Origin of the sequence: Veillonella parvula (assembly GCF_032550495.1) — a bacterium.
GTDB classification, from domain to species: domain Bacteria; phylum Bacillota; class Negativicutes; order Veillonellales; family Veillonellaceae; genus Veillonella; species Veillonella parvula_G.
Genome location: NZ_JAWFZJ010000001.1, coordinates 831243 through 849897, shown reverse-complemented (window position 1 = coordinate 849897; position 18655 = coordinate 831243). Strand labels below are relative to the sequence as shown.

The following is an 18655-nucleotide window of genomic DNA, read 5'->3' as shown; positions in this document are numbered from 1 at the left end:
GCTCATAAACGCCGAAAGTACTTGGCTGGAGACGGCCTGGGAGGATAGGAAGCCGCTGATTGACTAAAAGAAAAAGGTCTACCTAAAGGTAGGCCTTTTTCTTTTTGCTAGTCTTCGACTAGCTAACCCTACTAGAGCAGCCTCCAGCCAAGGTTGTAGAGGTTGTATCTATGTACGTGTCCGTGTAAGACGACCCTGGGAAAAGCAGGGCAGTAGAAGATGGAGGAGTGAAACGACGACAGATTCACTGCATCGCTTTCTTCCGAACGTAAGATTTACCGAGCTGCGAAGCAGAGAAGGGAAATCCACAGTGAGGAAGCAAGTAGGGCAACCGAAGAGGTCTTAGAGCTAAGCGACGCAGCCGAACCATATGAGTGCTTCCGAACGTAAGATTTACCGAGCTGCGAAGCAGAGAAGGGAAATCCACAGTGAGGATTGATAGGAAGCCGCGGCTAATGGTAGTATCTAACTAATCCATACGGTAACGAGGCACAACGTGCCAATGTTACCGAACCGTAAAGCAGTTGAGCTACTTTAAATATATGTAAATAAACTTTATCTAATCGATACCGCGGTGCGCAGCACCAATGGTATCGAACCGTAAACTAGTTGAGCAACTCCATATTTATGTAAATAACAAGCCCCATGATCACAAAATCATAGAGCCTATATATTAATAACAACTTATTAGGAATTTAATATATATACAAAAAAAGAGCTGCCTAAGCAGCTCTAATTCTTTATTATTCTACACCAACCATTACGCTAGTGGATTTGATAACAGCGACAACTTCTTTGCCAACTGCTAAGCCTAATTCTTTAACGGATTGAATAGTAATGTCAGCAGTAACAATATTATTATTACCTACGTTGATTTTTACGATTGCATTTACAGCGCCTTCTTGGATCTCAACGATAGTACCTTTTAATTGATTTCTTGCACTTAATTTCATGGATATCTCCTTAAAAAACAATACAAAAAGTATATATATTATAATATTTTGCATATAATTTGTGATATACATTACATCACAAATTATATGGAGCGGGCGAAGGGAATCGAACCCTCCTCTCAAGCTTGGGAAGCTCGCATTCTACCGATGAACTACGCCCGCACGATGTAAATATTGTATCATATATTTACATATACATTCAAGTAATCATAGATATATCTATGATTATACCTATAGTAGTAAATGTATTGAATTACTTTCAATCTAGATGTATAAAATAATAGAAAAGGAGGAATTCGTATGTCAAAAGTATATAAAGTTCATAAATGGTTATCTATCATTTCCTTAATTTTCTTCTTAATGTTTTGTATTACAGGATTAGTACTCATGTTTCGAACTGAGTTAAATGCATGGGCTCAAGGTGGAACAATACATCATTCATCAGCTATAATGTCGATGAATGAACATGAAGAATCTATATTTAAGTATGCTGATCAGGGGGCACTACTTGTTAAACAGAAATATCCATCAAAAGATATTTTGAATATATCCCCTGCTATGGGGGCTACACATATTTTACGGTATCGTATTATTGAATCTACGGCTACGGTAGCACCTCCAGCTCGCATGGGAATGGGTGGGGATTATGTTTTATATAATCCTATATCTAAAGAACTGATTACTTCACATAATGAGCCTCCTGTACATCCTTGGATTCGTAGTATGTTACATACTCTTCATCAATTACATACACGATTAGATTTAGGTAAAATTGGCATATATATTGTAACATTCTTATCATTTTTATGTAGTCTCACTATTATTTCAGGGATTTTTTTATATGGTCCATTTCGTAAAAGTTATTCTAAAGCCTCTGTTTTATCTAAGAAAATGAAAATAGGTGTATTACATCGTGAATTCTCAATAGTTGCAACGGTCTGGGGATTTATATTATGTATAACAGGTGTATGGATTGGGGGCTTTTTTATTGCAAATGATAACTATAATGCCGATGTACTTCATAATGCTAAACAGGAACTTTCGATTGGACAATCTGAAATATTGCAACCATCAGAAGCAATTTCTCGTATAATGAAAGTATATCCAGATCGACAAGTTATTTCTATGGATTATCCATCTAAGTTTAACAATTACCATTATGCATTTTATTTAGGTGCAGAAAATGATGATGATCCAGCTATGTTTCTTGGACAGCCTGTATATGCTAACTTGTATGTCGATTCTAGTAATGATAGATTTTCTACTAAAGCAGTTCCATGGTATTTTACAGGTATGACGACTATGATTAACCTACATATTCATAATCATAATACGATGGCTCTGAAGATATTGTGGGCTATATGGGATATTGTTCTCATTATTGGTATCGTGACTGGACTTATGATGACTATTATTAGAAAGTATAAAAAATCAGATGTAATTCTATCTAAAGTATCGGTAGAGGAAAAGCATATTTGGCGTACACCATTATTTTGTAGTATATCTGTTCTTATAGGATTGCTTCTACCACTTTGGCAAAATCCTGTTATGAATACGATTGCTGCTATTTGTTTAACTGTATCACTTATTGTATTTTTTATCTCTTTACTTAAAGAAAGTAAACAATATTGATTATTTTCGAACTGAAATGATATAATAATAAATATAGTTGTTTTTATATACATAAAAATACGTATTATTATTTATGACTCAGAAAGTGGTAGTTATTATGAATTTTATAAAAGCATTTTTCCAGTCAGAGTCTGCTGGTGGGATATCCTTGCTGTCCGCTGCTATTTTAGGCGTTCTTGTGGCGAACTCACCGATTGCAGCACAGTATTTTGCAGTCATGCAAATACACCTTGGTCCAATGACTATACTGGAGTGGGTAAATGATGCCTTAATGGCTCTTTTTTTCCTTTATGTTGGTATAGAGATCAAGAAGGAAATGATTTCTGGGGAGCTTGATACGAAGGCGAAACGTGTGCTTCCCGTATTAGCCGCATTTGCAGGTGTTATTACGCCAGCTATTGTGTATTATTTTGCGGCTGGATATATGCCAGAATATAGACATGGTTGGGGGATTCCTACCGCTACAGATATCGCTTTTGCTATAGGCGTTATTACAATGCTTGGTAATAAGGTATCTACAGCGATGAAAGCCTTTCTAGCTGCATTAGCTATTATTGACGACTTGATTGCCATAGTCGTTATTGCTCTCTTTTATGGGGCAGGCGTTAATTTTATGGATTTAATAGCTGCTGCGGCTGTAACTGGTTTACTGATTTATACTAATAAGCAAGGCTATTTAAGACCACTTCCGTATTGTGTTCTAGGATTAGTTCTTTGGTATTTAGTTTTAAAATCTGGTGTGCATGCTACCATTGCTGGTGTTGTACTGGCTATGACAATTCCTTTTAAAGGTAAAGTTATAGATAAGGTAGTATATCCTATGGAAGAATGGGCCCATGCTTTACGCAATTGGGTAAACTTCTTAATTATACCATTATTTAGTTTTTTAAATGCTGGTGTATCCTTTGCTGATTTTTCCATAGATAATTTATTCCATCCTGTAATCATAGGTGTTTCATTCGGTTTAATCTTAGGAAAACAATTAGGTATATTCTCTGCCGTCTACATTTTGGTTCAATCTAAGGCAATTAAGATGCCTACAAAAACGACGTGGCCTGAAATTTATGGGACAGCTATTTTGTGTGGTATTGGCTTTACTATGAGCCTTTTTGTTGCTACACTGGCTTTCCCACCAGGTATAACACAAGAAATGGCTAAGGTAGGTATCTTTATAGGATCAATCACGGCAGGCTTGCTAGGTGCGATTGTCCTAATTTTAGCTTATCAAATACGCAAGATGCGTGGTAAAATTTAATAAAATAATCTTTTGTAAGTATAGAAAGGATTCAAATGGAACGCATTTTTGTTTTCTTACGTTCTCCAGGTGCAGCTACATCTGTACTCCTAGGAGCAACAGTACTCGCTTTAATTTTAGCGAACTCTCCATCATCTGAACAATACTTTCAAATCGTTAATCACCATATAGGTAATCTAACAATTTTAGAATGGGTTAATGATGCATTGATGGCAATCTTCTTCCTTTTTGTAGGTCTCGAAGTTAAGCGTGAATTAGTATCAGGTGAGCTTAATACTAATGCTAAGCGTGTGATGCCAGGCATTGCCGCATTATTTGGTGTTCTAACGCCCGCTTTTATCTACTACTTAATTGCAGGTTTTCATTCTGAATATATACATGGTTGGGCAATACCAACTGCTACGGATATTGCATTTTCCATCGGTATTATATCTGCATTAGGCTCTAGAGTACCGAATTCAATGAAAGTATTTCTAACAGCTCTTGCCGTTATAGATGATTTGATTGCTATCATCGTAATTGCAATCTTCTATGCGTCAAGTATTCACATGATGTATTTAGGTGCAGCTGTCGTAGTTGTAGCTGCTTTAATCTATTGTAATAAGCAAGGATATGTACGACCTTTACCATATATCATTCTAGGGTTTATCCTTTGGTATTGTGTATTAAAATCTGGTTTACATGCAACTATGGCTGGTGTAATCTTAGCTATGACAATTCCTTCAAAAGGCAAACGAGGCCGTAAGTATGTTCGCCCAATGCAACATTGGGAACATTTATTGTCCAATTGGGTTAGTTTTTTAATTGTACCAATATTTGCATTCTTTAATGCTGGTGTAGATTTACGTAATGTATCTGTTAATGACTTAACGCATCCTGTAGTGCTTGGTGTTGCATTAGGCCTTATTATAGGGAAACAAATAGGTATTTTTGGTGCAGTATTTGCGATGGTGAAATGTGGCCTTGTACCAATGCCGACAGAAGCTAATTGGAAGCATGTATATGGTACTGCGATTGTATGTGGTATAGGCTTTACAATGAGTATCTTCGTATCTATCTTGGCATTTGAACCCGGTCACGCTCAAGAAATGGCAAAAGGTGGCGTTATACTTGGCTCATTAATCTCTGCATTATTCGGCTACATCTTCTTAAGACTTGTTGGTGCAAACCGAAAAGAATGTCATATTGGTGTATACCATAACTGCTAAAATTGAATAAAACTATTAAATCTCCATTATAGACTGAAGAGTATTTCCGACTTTAGAAGTAATCTAAGCGAATATTCTTGCAGGATATAATGGAGATTTTCATTGGTATCTTATAATTTTATGATATATATGTAATACACCCTTAAAACTATACTATAACTATAATTTAATATATATGAATTATTGATATTAATAGAACTTTTATGGTTTATAGATTATTTAAAACTGTATAGTATACTACTTAATGTAAGGTGAGGTGTATATGATAAAAAAAATAATTATTGCATGTACGCTTGTTTGTATGATTGTAATGGTATCCTCTGTATCATTAGCAAAAACTATTGATCGGGGGCAACGAGGGCATCACGTTAGTAAGGTGCAAACCATGTTAAAGCATCAAGGTTTTTTACATGATTCTATAGATGGCATTTACGGTCATAATACAGAACAAGCTGTTCGAAAATTTCAAAAATCTAAAGGGCTCGCTGTAGATGGTCGTGTTGGTCCTGCTACGATGAATGCTTTAGAAAAGATGGAGACTCGTTATGGTGGACATGGCACAGAACGCGATCATAATGGAGTGCCTAATAAATACTCTAAAGTTTTAACGATGGAGGCTAGTGGCTATTCATCTCAAGATCCTGGCAACGGAAAATATACAGCTACAGGCAGTCGTCTACGGAAGGGACTTGTATCTGTAGACCCTAAATTAATTCCTTTGGGAACGCGATTATATATTGAAGGTTATGGCTATGCTGTAGCTGACGATGTAGGTGGTGCTATTAAAGGGCATCGCATTGATTTAGCCTTTGATTCTCGTGCAGAAGCATTGCAGTTTGGACGTCAATCTGTAAAGGTTTATATTTTATAATGATAACTCTCTAGTTTTATATGATTATATGATAGATGTATAGACTACAATCATATTCTTGTATAAAATGCTAGAGAGTTTTTCTTTTACCGAATTATAATGTATTCAAAACCTCGAATATTCGGAAAATATGGTATAATAAATAATAGATATATGATGATGACTCATGATGTTAAATTAATAAGCATACTTAATAGTTATATGATGAATGGTAAAGGATAATCCTATGGATAAAGTACGGCGCGTAGAACGAATGGTGGCAATGACAAAACTGTTAGTTGATTCACCGCAAAAATTGATTCCTTTAAATTACTTTTGCGACTTTTTTGGCATGGCTAAATCAACGGTTAGTGAAGATTTAACATGTGTAAGGCAGTCTATGGAACACTTTCAACTGGGGACCTTAGAAACGGTGGCCGGTGTAGCTGGTGGGGTACGATTTATTCCGCATCGCAAGGGAATACAAGCGAACGATATTCTACGCGATGTGCAAGCTCGTTTAATGGAGCCAGATCGCATCATTCCAGGTGGTTTTATTTATATGTCTGATATCTTATATGATTGGCATGTAATGACACGTCTGGGTGAGATTATTATGACTCGTTTTGTGGACCGTGAACCAGACTATATTTTGACTGTAGAAACAAAGGGGATTCCTTTGGCTGTAATGGTAGCGAGAGCTTTCAATAAACCACTTGTTATTGCTAGACGTGATAGTAAGGTAACAGAAGGTTCTGCTATTAGTATCAATTATGTAACAGGTTCCTCTGGGCGCATTCAAACTATGACTCTAACTAAACGGGCAATTCCTCCAAATGCGAAAGTGTTAATTATCGATGACTTTATGAAAGCTGGCGGTACTGCTAAGGGGCTTAAAGAATTAGTTCTTGAAATGAGTGGGGTCGTTGTTGGCACAGGTGTTCTTGTAGCTACAGCTGAACCAAGTCCGAAATTGATCGATGATTATGAATCACTATTTACTTTTTATGGTATCGATGAAAATACAAAGAAAATTAGTATAGAGCCTGTGTTAGATGAAGAGTAAATCATTAATATTAGGAAGATTATAGGCTGATATAATGGTTTATATTGAGTATTGACCTATGGGCTAAATAATGACGTAAAGAATATTTAAAATGGTATAGAGATATAAGAGATAACAGATAGGAGATTACTATGAATATTGCAAGCCTTATTTTAGCTGCTGGTAAGGGCACGCGTATGAAGTCTAAATTGCCAAAAGTGTTACACAAGGTCGGCGGTAAGGCGATGGTAGAACGCGTTCTTGAAACGGTTCAATCCATTGGTACCAATCGCGATGTTGTTATCGTTGGTTTTGGTGGCGATGCAGTACAAAATTACTTGGGAGAGCGTGCTGAATTTGTTCGTCAAGAAGAACAAAATGGTACAGGTCATGCAGTTAAGATGGCTCAACCAGTACTTGGTGATTATGATGGTACAATCTTATTGTTATGCGGTGATACTCCCCTGGTTACAAAAGAAAGTTTAGAAGCACTTTTAGAAGAACATAAAAATTCCGGTGCAGCAGCTACAATCTTAACTGCTCATATGCCGGATCCAACTGGTTATGGACGTATCATTCGTAATGAAGCGGGTTCTGTAGTTCGTATCGTAGAACAGAAAGATGGTAAACCTGAAGAATTAGCGGTTCAAGAAGTAAATACAGGTATGTACGCTTTTGATAGTAAAAAATTATGGCCTTGCTTAGATCAATTATCTGATGATAATGCCCAAGGTGAATTGTATATTACTGATGTAGTTGGTATTCTCGTAAATGGTGGCGACAAGGTAAGTGCATACATGACTAAGGATTTTGAAGAATCTTTAGGTGTAAACTCACGTTTGCAATTAGCAGAGGCTGAAGCTATATTAAAACATCGTAAAAATGTTGAGTTAATGACTGCTGGCGTAACAATTATTGATCCTGAAAATACCTATGTGGCTCCTGAGGTAACAGTAGGTGCAGATACAATTTTGCATCCTGGTACAATTCTTGAAGGTGATACCGTGATTGGTGAGCGTTGTGAAATTGGACCACACACTCGTTTGACGAATGTAAAAGTCGGCAATGATACGATTATCCACTTTACTTATGGTCATGACTGTGAAGTAAAAGACGGTGTAGATGTAGGTCCATATGTCCATTTGCGTCCAAATACAGTTTTAGGTAACAAGGTTCATGTAGGTAACTTTGTAGAAGTTAAAAACTCTAATGTTGGGGAAGGTACCAAGTTCCCACATCTCTCCTATATCGGTGATAGTGATGTTGGGGCCGGTGTTAATATTGGCTGTGGCACTATTACCGTGAATTATGATGGGAAAGTTAAGCATCGTACGACTATTGGTGATGGTGCATTTGTTGGTTGTAATAGTAACTTAGTTGCCCCTGTAACAGTAGGTAATTATAGCTATGTAGGTGCGGGCTCTACTATTACTAAAAATGTACCAGATAAGGCCTTGGCTGTAGGGCGCAGTAAGCAAATTGTGAAAGAAAATTGGGTAACAGAGGATACTTTCAAAAAGAAATAAAAAAAATCTCATATTTTTTAACACAATTAGGTCAAAATAGTATACAATAAAAAGGCAATAGTGTGTATCTGTAATGTATAGATTATGGATAAGTAACCAGTATAGGAGCAAATGAAAGGGTAACAAAATGGCATTTGAAGACGGCAAAAAACTCAAGATTTTCACAGGTAATGCAAATCCTGCATTGGCAAAGGAAATTTGTGATTATTTAGGGTTGCCTTTAGGTGAAGCATTTGTAGGTCGTTTTAACAATGGCGAAGTACAAATAATGATTGATGAAAGCGTACGTGGCAAAGATGTATTTATCATTCAACCAACTAGCTATCCTGTAAATGATAATTTAATGGAACTCATGGTTATGGCTGACGCGTTAAAACGCGCTTCTGCACGTCATATCACTGCAGTAGTTCCTTACTATGGCTATGCTCGCCAAGACCGTAAGACTCGCGGTCGTGAGCCGATTACAGCTAAGTTAGTAGCTAATTTGATGCAAACGGCAGGTATTACACGTCTTGTAACAATTGATTTGCATGCAGGCCAAATTCAAGGTTTCTTTGATGTGCCTGTAGATCATTTGTTTGGCGCATCTATTTTGGCTAAATATATTAATGAAAAAAATATGGAAGATGTTATCGTTGTATCTCCTGACCTTGGCGGTGTTACAAGAGCACGTGATTTGGCTGATCGCATTGGTGCACCGATTGCAATCATTGAGAAAAAACGCCCTGAACCAGGTGTGGCTAAAGTTATGAATCTCATCGGTGATGTGGCAGGTAAAAACTGTATTGTTATCGATGATATCGTAGATACGGCTGGATCCTTGGTTGAAGGTGCTAAAGCATTGGAAGAATTCGGTGCTAAATCCGTTACCGCCGCTGTTACACATGCAGTGTTGACAGATCCGGCAAGTGAACGAATTGCAAATTCCAATATTAAGGAACTTATCGTTACTAATACTATTCCATTGCCGGAAAATTGCAACTTACCAAATATTACGCAATTATCCGTAGCTCCATTGTTGGGTGAAGCAATTATGCGTATCTTCCATGAAGTATCTGTAAGTAATTTGTTTGATAAATAATAGGTGATTCTTGAAATTAGTAGTAGGCCTCGGTAACCCCGGCAAGCAATACGAAAAGACAAAACATAATATTGGATTTATGGTTATTGATGCCATAGCCGATAGTGTCCCTCACACGCCTTGGAGAGAGGAGCAACGTGCTGAGGTATGCAGTATTACCGTAGATGGTGAGAAAGTATTACTTGTAAAGCCGCAAACATTTATGAATCTAAGTGGTGAGTCTGTAGGACCGTTAATGCGGTACTACAAAATTGATCCATCTGATGTGTATTGTATCTATGATGACATGGATTTACCTATAGGTAAGTTGCGTATTCGACCAAATGGTAGTTCGGGTGGACACAATGGGATTAAATCTTTAATTTCCCATATAGGAACAGAAAATTTTCCTCGTTTCCGCGTAGGAATTGGACGTCCATTGCCACAATGGACTGTCATTGATCACGTTTTAGCACCATTTAGTGAAGAGTCGCAAGAGAAGGTACAAAAAGGTATTAAGGATACGGTAAAAGCCGTATTAGGCACCTTAGAGGTAGGTATGGATAAAGGCATGAATCAATTCAATCCTAAACGTCGTCCACAGCGATAAATACATGCATAAGGGCATGAGTCTCATTGAGATTCATGCCCTTTTTACGAGGTACATATGAGTAATCAAGAAAAAATGCCTTTTGTAGAGGCTTTAGAATCATATAAAGAACAACATTTCGTGCCCTTTCATACGCCAGGTCATAAGATAGGCGTTGAAGCACCTCAACTATTAAAGAATTGGATGGGGCCAGCGTTACCCTATGACTTAGGTGTTATGTATGCTTTAGATGATTTACATGAACCTGAACGGGAATTAAAAGAAGCGCAAGACTTAACAGCAGAGTTATATGGAGCTGATTGTTGTTGGTTTTCTATTAATGGTACTACAGCTTTGATTGAAGCCATGATTATGGGGACTGTAGGGCCTGATGAAATCATTATCATTCCTCGAGAAGCACATCGTTCCGTTATTAGTGGGCTTGTCCTCTCAGGAGCCAAACCAGTATATATGGACTGTGATTTTGATGAACGCTGGGGAATTCCACTAGGTGTATCATTAGAAAATGCTATCAAATCAATGGATGCACATCCAGAGGCAAAGGCGATTCTTTTAGTTTATCCAAACTATTATGGCGTGGGCATAGATATTGTTAATATCATACAAGAGGCTCATAAGCGGGGACTTATTGTACTTGTTGATGAAGCTCATGGGCCTCATTTGCCGTTCTCTGAAAGTTTACCTATAGAGGCTATAGAGGCTGGAGCAGATTTGGTGGCTCAAAGTACACATAAATCTGTTGGCTCTTTGACACAAACATCTTGGCTATTAGGGCAAGGTAAAAAAATTGATAAGCGGCGTATTACGCAAATGCATCAAATGCTACAAAGTACGAGTCCAAACTATATTTTCCTTGCTTCCTTAGATATGGCGCGCCATCAATTAGCCACAGCAGGTAATGATTTAGTAAGTCGTGCAGTAGAGTTGAGTATGTACTTACGTGAGGAACTCAATAAAATTTCTGGTATTGCTACTATGGAATATACAGATATTCAAGAGCGGGTAATAAATTATGATTGTACTAAGGTGCTGATTGATGCTAAAGAATTAGGGCTCACAGGCGTTGCTTTTGAACGGATGTTACGAGAACATCATATTGAGGTGGAGTTAGTACAAGCTCATCATGTGCTAGTGCTCATTACCATAGGTGATACAAACGAGTCTGTAACTGCTCTTATTAAGGCTGTACAAGCTGTAAGTGAAAAGGTGTTACGTGCATTTAAAGAATTTAATAAAACAGAGGAAGAGCAATTGCAAGACATTAGTAAAGATTCTGCGCTGCTGCCAGCGCCTATTGTGCGCATAACCCCTCGTAATGCTATGTATGCAAATCGTGAGCAAGTACCTTTAAAAGAAGCACTTCATCGCATTGCAGGGGAGACAATTGCTTATTATCCACCAGGTATTCCCTGTGTAGCAGTAGGTGAAGAGATTAGTGCCTCTGTGTTACAATATATAGAGAATCACAAGGCTCTAGGTTATGTACCTAATGGGTCTGATGATATGACATTGGAAACAATTTGGGTGTTACAGGAGTAATTATGGGGACTTTAATCATATTAGAAGGTGGAGACGGCAGCGGTAAGGCTACACAAACTAAACTCTTAGTAGAGCGCTTGACCAAAGAAGGGCATGCCGTTAAGTCTGTGAGCTTTCCAAACTATGATAGCGGCGCCGCTATGCCTATTAAAATGTATTTAGCTGGTGAATTTGGTAAGGATGTACATGATGTAAATCCTTATGTGGCAAGCTCTATGTACGCTATCGATCGATTTGCTTCCTTCAGAACTGACTGGGAACAGTTTTACAAAAATGGGGGTATCATCATTGCAGATCGTTATACAACGTCTAACATGGTGCACCAAATGGTAAAATACGATGATCCGAAGGAACGTACTGCATTTTTAGATTGGCTTGAAGATTTTGAGTTCCAAAAATTTGGCTTGCCTAAACCTGATGCGGTATGCCTTTTGGATATGCCCCTTGAAGTGAGCGAAGCCCTTATGGCGGAGCGCACTGGTAAAACAGGAGGCAATACTGGTGATATTCACGAAGGGAATCATGCATATTTAGTAGCCGTTCACGGTGCGTATGAAGAATTAGTAAAGCGTTATCAATGGCACCGCATACCTTGTGCTGATAAAGCTAAGTCTAGTCAGTATACATTGCGTACTATTGAAGAAATTCATAATGATGTATATAGTGTAGTAGAAAATCTACTACCTTAGAAAAAGGCGACTCTTTTAAAAGTCGCCTTTTTCCTATATAATATTAATATTGAGCATGTATTGATAGGAGGCGCTATGACATATTTTGATTCTATAATTGGTCAAGATTCGATTAAGGCACACCTATCTGAACTTGTAAGTCGTAATGCATTACCTCATAGTCTCTTGTTTTATGGCGAATCTGGTCTTGGCAAGCTAGATATGGCCATTGGCCTAGCATCTTTATTACTAGGGCGTCAAGTATTCTCTCAACCTAAGGGGGAATCTTATTTAGCAGAGGTTAAGGAAGCCCGTTTAGCAAATGGGGATACGGAAAAACGTATCGAAGCCGAAGGATTACCTATCTATATGGATAAGGGTGATGCCTTTTGGATTCGCCCTATGAAAACAACCTTAAAGGTAGAGCAGTGGTATTCATTATTACAAGATCATCTGTCTGTGGCGGGCAATGGGAACCGCGTTGTCATTGTGGAGGACTTTCACACAGCCAATGCAGTTATGGCAAATGCTATGCTAAAAACCATTGAAGAACCACCCGAACAGGTGTACTTCATCATTATTACGAACAAGATTAACACCGTATTGCCTACCATCATTTCTAGATGTATGGGAGTTGGTTTTAACAGTGTTGATGTAGATACGATTCGCACCGCTCTTATAGCGCGTGGAATTACCGGTGATATAGAACAGGCTTTATTAGCTGGTCATGGTAATCCACAATTGGTGGAAAAACTGGCGACACAAGGTCGCATTGAAATGCTAGAGTTAGCCGTTAAGGTGATGGACATATTAGCTTTTGAAACGCGATGGTTTTCTATGATTTCCTTAGCTTGTGAAAGCTTATCTCGTGAAAGCCTAACGGAATTGATGCACTGGCTACGCCTTGTAAGTAGAGATATGATGGCTCTTAAAATGGGGGCTCAAGACACGCAATTACAAGTACCTATATACAAAACTCAATTATTACGATTATTACCGCGCTGGTCTATGCAAGCATTGGCTAAGGTTATTACCGAAACATTGCAAGCAGAACGGGCTTTGTGCTTACATATAAAAACCGCTCTCGTGGTGGACGGTCTTAGTATCGCCCTTCATGATGCTCGGGAGGAGGATTAAATGCTAACCATAGTTGGCGTACGCTTTAAAAAGGCGGGAAAGATTTATTATTTTCAGCCTGAACAATTAGAACTATCCGTTGGGGATGGAGTTATCGTTGAAACAGCACGTGGTGTAGAATATGGCACAGTTGTGATTGGACCTAAAGAGGTCTATGAAGATTCTGTTGTTGCCCCTGTTAAGCCTGTTATTAGACAGGCGACGTCTAAGGATTTGAAACAAATCGAGAAGAATAAAGAGCGCGAAGAAAAAGCCTTTGAAATTTGTCTCGAAAAAATTGAAAAACGCAAGTTACCGATGAAACTTATTAATGTGGAATACACATTTGATATGAATAAGATTATATTCTTCTTTACTGCAGATGGCCGTATTGACTTCCGTGAGCTCGTTAAAGATTTGGCAACTATATTTAGAACGCGCATCGAGTTACGCCAAGTAGGTGTCCGTGATGAGGCTAAAGTACTAAATGGTATCGGTGCTTGTGGTCGACCTTTGTGTTGTTCAAATTTCTTAGGTGACTTTACGCCTGTATCGATTCGCATGGCAAAGGATCAAAATTTAAGCTTAAATCCTACGAAGATTTCCGGTGTATGCGGTCGATTGATGTGTTGTCTTAACTACGAAGATGATTTATATAAAAAAGGTGGCGACCTATATGTGAAGAAGGAACGCACTCAATCTCCTCAAGATATAGCACCTCCTGGCATTGGTAAGGAGGTTGTTACCGATGAAGGTATTGGTAAAGTTTTAAAGGTAAATCATCATAAACATACTGTAAAGGTACAGCTCGAAGCGGGCCGTACTATCGATTTGAAATGGTCCGAGGTGGCATTGCCTGATGAATGATCAAGAACGACTTGATGATTTAATTATCGATGGCTTACAGATTTATCAGCGTTCTGATATGTTTCGCTTTTCCTTTGACGCCATAGCACTCATTCATTTTTGTCGTTTTAATGGTCGTCATACCTATGTTGATCTTGGAACGGGGTCAGGGGTTATGCCGCTTATAGGTACGTCATTAGGGGCAGGTCATATTACAGGTATAGAAATTAATGAAACTCTCGTTGAGTTGGCTAAGCGTAGCGTAGAACATAATCGTAAACAAGATGTGGTAAATATGTTATGTGGTGATTATCGGCATATGACATATCGAGATATACAAGATAAGCCTTTTGATGGTGTTATTGTTAATCCCCCTTTTTATGATTGTGAAAGCGGTGCAAAGCCTACATCTGAAGAGCGTACTTTAGCACTTCATGATGGACATACAACTTTATGTGATGTTCTGAAAGCGGTACAGTCTTTTATTAAATGTAAAGGTCGCTTGTGGATGATTTATAGTGCTAGTCGGTTGCAATATGTATTACATGAACTAGAAAGGTTTAACTTTCAAGCAAAACGAATTCGGTTTGTTCATGGTATGCTAGATAAACCAGCAAAATTAGTTTTGATAGAGTCTATTTTTCAAGGTCAGGCAGGTCTTGTACTTGAGCCACCACTCATCGTTTACAAAAAAACGAATGTGTACACGAAGGAGGTGTCCTCTTGGTATGAACGATAATGAATGGGGCGCATTATACTTGGTGCCTACACCGATTGGTAATTTAGAAGATATGACGTATCGATCTGTTCGTATTTTGGGTGAGGTAGATGCTATCGCGGCTGAGGATACACGTCATACGGGCATATTGTTAAAACATTTTGATATTAAAAAGCCTTTGATTTCTTATCATGAACATAATAAGGAGGAAAAAGGTGCTTATATTTTGGAGCTTTTGTTAGAAGGACAGTCGATTGCTTGCGTTAGTGATGCGGGTATGCCTGCTATTTCTGATCCAGGGGCAGACCTTGTAACAAAGGCCATTGAAGAAGGCATAGCTGTAGTTCCATTACCAGGAGCCAATGCGGCGTTAACAGCACTTATTGCATCAGGTTTAGATACTAAATCCTTTACCTTTGCAGGGTTCTTGCCTAAACGGGGAAAACATCGTATTGAAGAATTAAAAAGACTTTCACAAGTGACGGGAACCTTGCTGTTTTACGAAGCCCCGCATCGATTACAAGAGGTTTTACAAGATATGTATGAAGTCTTTGGTAATCGCTCTATAACGGTGGCAAGGGAATTGACGAAGAAGTTTGAAACCTTTGTACGCACCGATCTAGAAAGCCTTATAAAGGATTTAGAACAGCTCACCTATAAAGGTGAATTCGTCCTCATCGTAAGCGGTGCTGATACAGTGGAGTCCGATACTTGTGAAGTGTTGGATGAACCAGTATCTTATGAAGATGCTGTGCAAGCCCTTGTAGATACTGGGGTACCTAAAAAAGAAGCTATTCGCCAGGTGGCAAAGCGTTTTAACGTTTCCCGCCGGGATGTATATAATATTGTAGAACGTTAAACCTTCCCATTCGAAGGTTAGAAGGAGGCTCATCATGGGAGACACAAAGAAAACGTATTATATTACGACACCTATTTATTATCCAAGTGCTAAGTTGCACATTGGTCATACGTATTGTACATCTGTAGCCGATACAATTGCACGCTTTAAACGATTAGCAGGATATGATGTACGTTTTTTGACTGGTTCAGATGAACATGGCCAAAAAATCCAACGTGCTGCAGAAGCACAAGGCATTACTCCTCTTGAATATACTACAAATATTGTAAATGGTTTTAAAGCATTGTGGGAAAAAATGCATATTTCCAATGACGATTTTATTCGGACTACCGATAAACGTCATGAAAAGGTTGTTCAAGCGTTATTTACAAAAGCTTATGAGAAGGGCGATATTTACAAAGCCGAATATGAAGGCTGGTATTGTACACCGGACGAAACTTTTTGGACAGAGCAGAAGCTAGGACCTAATCATACTTGTCCGGATTGCGGTCGCCCTGTAGAGCGTGTTAAAGAGGAAAGTTATTTCTTCAAACTCGGTAAATATACGGATCAATGGCTTAAGTTTATTGAAGAGAATCCTGACTTTATTCAGCCTGAATCTCGTCGTAATGAGATGATTCAATTTGTAAAGCAAGGTCTAGAAGACTTGGCGGTGTCTCGTACATCCTTTGATTGGGGAATCAAGGTCCCATTTGATCCTAAACATGTAGTATATGTTTGGTTCGATGCATTAGTGAACTATATTAGTGCACTCTCTCCATTTGATGGTGATGGTGAACTATATAAAAAATACTGGCCTGCAGATCTCCATTTAGTGGGGAAGGAAATCGTACGTTTCCATACAATTATTTGGCCTATGATGCTCATGAGCCTTGAGTTGCCATTACCAAAAAAGGTATTTGGACACGGTTGGATGATTGTAGATGGTACAAAGATGAGTAAATCCTTGGGGAACGTAATCGATCCAATCCCATTGATTGATACATATGGTGCAGATTCTTTGCGTTATTACTTATTAAGCGAGATTACGTTAGGTAATGACGGTAACTTTACGTTACCTAACTTCGTTACAAAAATTAATGCAGATTTATCTAATGATTTAGGTAACTTATTAAACCGTACTATTGCGATGATTGAAAAATACCATGGTGGTGTGATTACAAAATGCGATGATATGGATGATTTGGATCGTGATGTATCTACATTAGCCGTTCAAACTGCAAAAGATTTTGAAGCGGCGATGGAAAATATGGAGCTTAATAAAGCTATCAAAACTGTATGGTCCTTTATTGGTCGCATGAATAAATACATTGATGAAACAATGCCTTGGGTATTGGCTAAATCTGAAGATGCTCATGATAAAGCGCGCTTGCAATCTGCTATGTATCACTTGGCAGAGGCATTGCGTATCATTGCCATCTTAGTAAGCCCTGTAATTCCTGTAGGAGCTCCAAAAATCTGGGAACAATTAGGGCTTACAGGTTTTGAAGCGGCTACGTTGGAAGATGCTAAAACTTGGGGATTATTGGCAACAGGTACTAAAGTTGTAAAAGGTGAGCCTATCTATCCACGTTTTGAAGTTCCTGAAATGGTAGATGTAGTTGTTACAGAAGAAGTTGAAGAAGCTGTAGATACATCTAATATTCCACCATTAAAAGAAAATATTACCTATGATGACTTTGAGAAACTCGATCTTCGTGTAGCTAAAGTTATAAGCTGTGAAAAGGTGCCTAAGTCCAAGAAGTTGTTGAAATTTGTATTGGATATCGGTATTGAAGAACGCACCGTATTAAGTGGTATTTCCCAATATTATGAACCGGAGACTATGGTTGGTAAAAAGGTAATCTATTTGTCTAACTTGGCTCCTAAAAAGATGATGGGCATTGAGTCTTATGGTATGATTTTGTCCGCCTCTGATTGGGAAGAACATTTAGAGGTAACAAATATCGAATCATTACCGGCAGGAAGTGTGGTTAAATAATGAAACTTTTTGATACACATGCTCATGTAAATGATGGGCGCTTTGATAATGATCGTAATGAGATGTTACAAGCCTGCTTTGATACAGGTGTAGAATATATTATGATTCCTGGTGTTGACAGAGGTACCGTTGAGTCTGGTTTAGCTTTGGCTAAACAGTACGATCAATTATATGCTGCTGTAGGGACTCATCCCCATGAATCAAAGGACTTTACAGAAGAAGACTACGAGTTTTATAAGGAACAAGCTCTTAACAATGATAAGGTACGTGCTATTGGTGAAATTGGACTAGATTATTACTATGATTTTTCTGACCGTGAAACACAAAAACGCGTATTTATTCGTCAGTTAGAGCTTGCTCGTGAAGTAGATCTCCCGATTATTATCCATGACCGCGATGCACATGGTGATATTATGAATATCTTGCGCAATGAAGGGAAGGATAACTGGGGCATTTTTCATTGCTATTCTGGTAGCTGGGAGATGGCAAAAGAAGCCATTAAAATGGGCTTTTATATTTCCTTTGCAGGTCCTGTAGTATTTCCTAAGTCTACAAATCTTAAGGAAGTAGCAAGACAAGTGCCATTAGAACGAATCCTCATTGAAACCGATTCACCGTATTTGACACCACCACCATTTAGAGGCCGTCGTAATGATCCAAGTAAAACTCAGTTTGTGGCAGAAGAAATTGCAAGCCTTAAAGGGCTCGATATAGATGAGTTTTGTGAAATTGCTTTTAATAATGGTAAACGAGTATTTGGTATCGAGTAAATGTAGAAACTAGTTCATA

Annotated in this window: 17 protein-coding genes and 1 tRNA gene; 16 read left to right on the top strand and 2 right to left on the bottom strand. The window is 38.3% G+C overall.

The window, feature by feature from the left end; translation table 11 throughout:
- Window positions 1-743 precede the first annotated feature (743 nt).
- Both E6X37_RS04150 and E6X37_RS04145 read right to left on the bottom strand, forming a co-directional pair.
- On the bottom strand, window positions 744-953 hold the full coding sequence (locus E6X37_RS04150; RefSeq protein WP_004693239.1) for a TOBE domain-containing protein: 210 nt from the start codon (window positions 951-953) through the stop codon (window positions 744-746).
- A gap of 88 nt (window positions 954-1041) precedes the next feature.
- A tRNA-Gly gene (locus E6X37_RS04145) sits at window positions 1042-1115 on the bottom strand.
- A gap of 138 nt (window positions 1116-1253) precedes the next feature.
- Here E6X37_RS04145 and E6X37_RS04140 point away from each other — a divergent pair.
- From E6X37_RS04140 to E6X37_RS04065, 16 genes are all read left to right on the top strand, one after another.
- Entirely contained in the window at window positions 1254-2585 is a 1332-nt protein-coding gene (locus E6X37_RS04140) for a PepSY-associated TM helix domain-containing protein (protein ID WP_008600513.1), read from the top strand.
- Window positions 2586-2682: 97 nt separating this feature from the next.
- The gene (gene nhaA, locus E6X37_RS04135; protein ID WP_004693243.1) at window positions 2683-3840 is read left to right on the top strand and encodes a Na+/H+ antiporter NhaA; all 1158 of its coding nucleotides are present in this window, start codon (window positions 2683-2685) and stop codon (window positions 3838-3840) included.
- A gap of 35 nt (window positions 3841-3875) precedes the next feature.
- Window positions 3876-5048, top strand: a complete 1173-nt coding sequence (gene nhaA / locus E6X37_RS04130) for a Na+/H+ antiporter NhaA (RefSeq protein ID WP_024060197.1) — start codon at window positions 3876-3878, stop codon at window positions 5046-5048.
- A gap of 262 nt (window positions 5049-5310) precedes the next feature.
- On the top strand, window positions 5311-5919 hold the full coding sequence (locus E6X37_RS04125; protein WP_024060198.1) for a peptidoglycan-binding protein: 609 nt from the start codon (window positions 5311-5313) through the stop codon (window positions 5917-5919).
- Window positions 5920-6145: 226 nt separating this feature from the next.
- Window positions 6146-6964: a pur operon repressor gene (gene purR / locus E6X37_RS04120; RefSeq protein WP_316584476.1), complete on the top strand. Its 819-nt coding sequence runs from the start codon at window positions 6146-6148 to the stop codon at window positions 6962-6964.
- Window positions 6965-7095: 131 nt separating this feature from the next.
- Window positions 7096-8469 (top strand): bifunctional UDP-N-acetylglucosamine diphosphorylase/glucosamine-1-phosphate N-acetyltransferase GlmU, encoded by a 1374-nt coding sequence (gene glmU / locus E6X37_RS04115; protein ID WP_316584475.1) that lies wholly within the window; start codon window positions 7096-7098, stop codon window positions 8467-8469.
- A gap of 127 nt (window positions 8470-8596) precedes the next feature.
- The gene (locus E6X37_RS04110) at window positions 8597-9550 is read left to right on the top strand and encodes a ribose-phosphate diphosphokinase (protein WP_287528690.1); all 954 of its coding nucleotides are present in this window, start codon (window positions 8597-8599) and stop codon (window positions 9548-9550) included.
- 10 nt (window positions 9551-9560) lie between these two features.
- Window positions 9561-10139: an aminoacyl-tRNA hydrolase gene (gene pth / locus E6X37_RS04105; RefSeq protein ID WP_024060200.1), complete on the top strand. Its 579-nt coding sequence runs from the start codon at window positions 9561-9563 to the stop codon at window positions 10137-10139.
- 57 nt (window positions 10140-10196) lie between these two features.
- On the top strand, window positions 10197-11678 hold the full coding sequence (locus tag E6X37_RS04100; protein WP_156697446.1) for an aminotransferase class I/II-fold pyridoxal phosphate-dependent enzyme: 1482 nt from the start codon (window positions 10197-10199) through the stop codon (window positions 11676-11678).
- A gap of 2 nt (window positions 11679-11680) precedes the next feature.
- Complete coding sequence (locus E6X37_RS04095) at window positions 11681-12367, top strand: dTMP kinase (RefSeq protein WP_008600529.1); 687 nt, start codon at window positions 11681-11683, stop codon at window positions 12365-12367.
- 75 nt (window positions 12368-12442) lie between these two features.
- Window positions 12443-13483: a hypothetical protein gene (locus E6X37_RS04090; protein WP_060919003.1), complete on the top strand. Its 1041-nt coding sequence runs from the start codon at window positions 12443-12445 to the stop codon at window positions 13481-13483.
- Window positions 13484-14329 carry a PSP1 domain-containing protein gene (locus E6X37_RS04085; RefSeq protein WP_008713595.1) on the top strand — a complete coding sequence of 282 codons (846 nt, stop codon included), beginning with the start codon at window positions 13484-13486 and terminating at the stop codon, window positions 14327-14329.
- Window positions 14322-15047, top strand: coding sequence for a tRNA1(Val) (adenine(37)-N6)-methyltransferase (locus E6X37_RS04080; protein WP_008713596.1), 726 nt, complete (start codon window positions 14322-14324; stop codon window positions 15045-15047). The genes E6X37_RS04085 and E6X37_RS04080 overlap by 8 nt, the downstream gene beginning before the upstream one ends.
- Entirely contained in the window at window positions 15037-15885 is an 849-nt protein-coding gene (gene rsmI, locus E6X37_RS04075; RefSeq protein ID WP_008713597.1) for a 16S rRNA (cytidine(1402)-2'-O)-methyltransferase, read from the top strand. Before E6X37_RS04080 ends, rsmI begins: the two co-directional genes overlap by 11 nt.
- A 34-nt stretch (window positions 15886-15919) precedes the next feature.
- Complete coding sequence (gene metG / locus E6X37_RS04070) at window positions 15920-17866, top strand: methionine--tRNA ligase (RefSeq protein WP_316689543.1); 1947 nt, start codon at window positions 15920-15922, stop codon at window positions 17864-17866.
- Entirely contained in the window at window positions 17866-18636 is a 771-nt protein-coding gene (locus tag E6X37_RS04065; protein ID WP_060919002.1) for a TatD family hydrolase, read from the top strand. The genes metG and E6X37_RS04065 overlap by 1 nt, the downstream gene beginning before the upstream one ends.
- Window positions 18637-18655 lie beyond the last annotated feature (19 nt).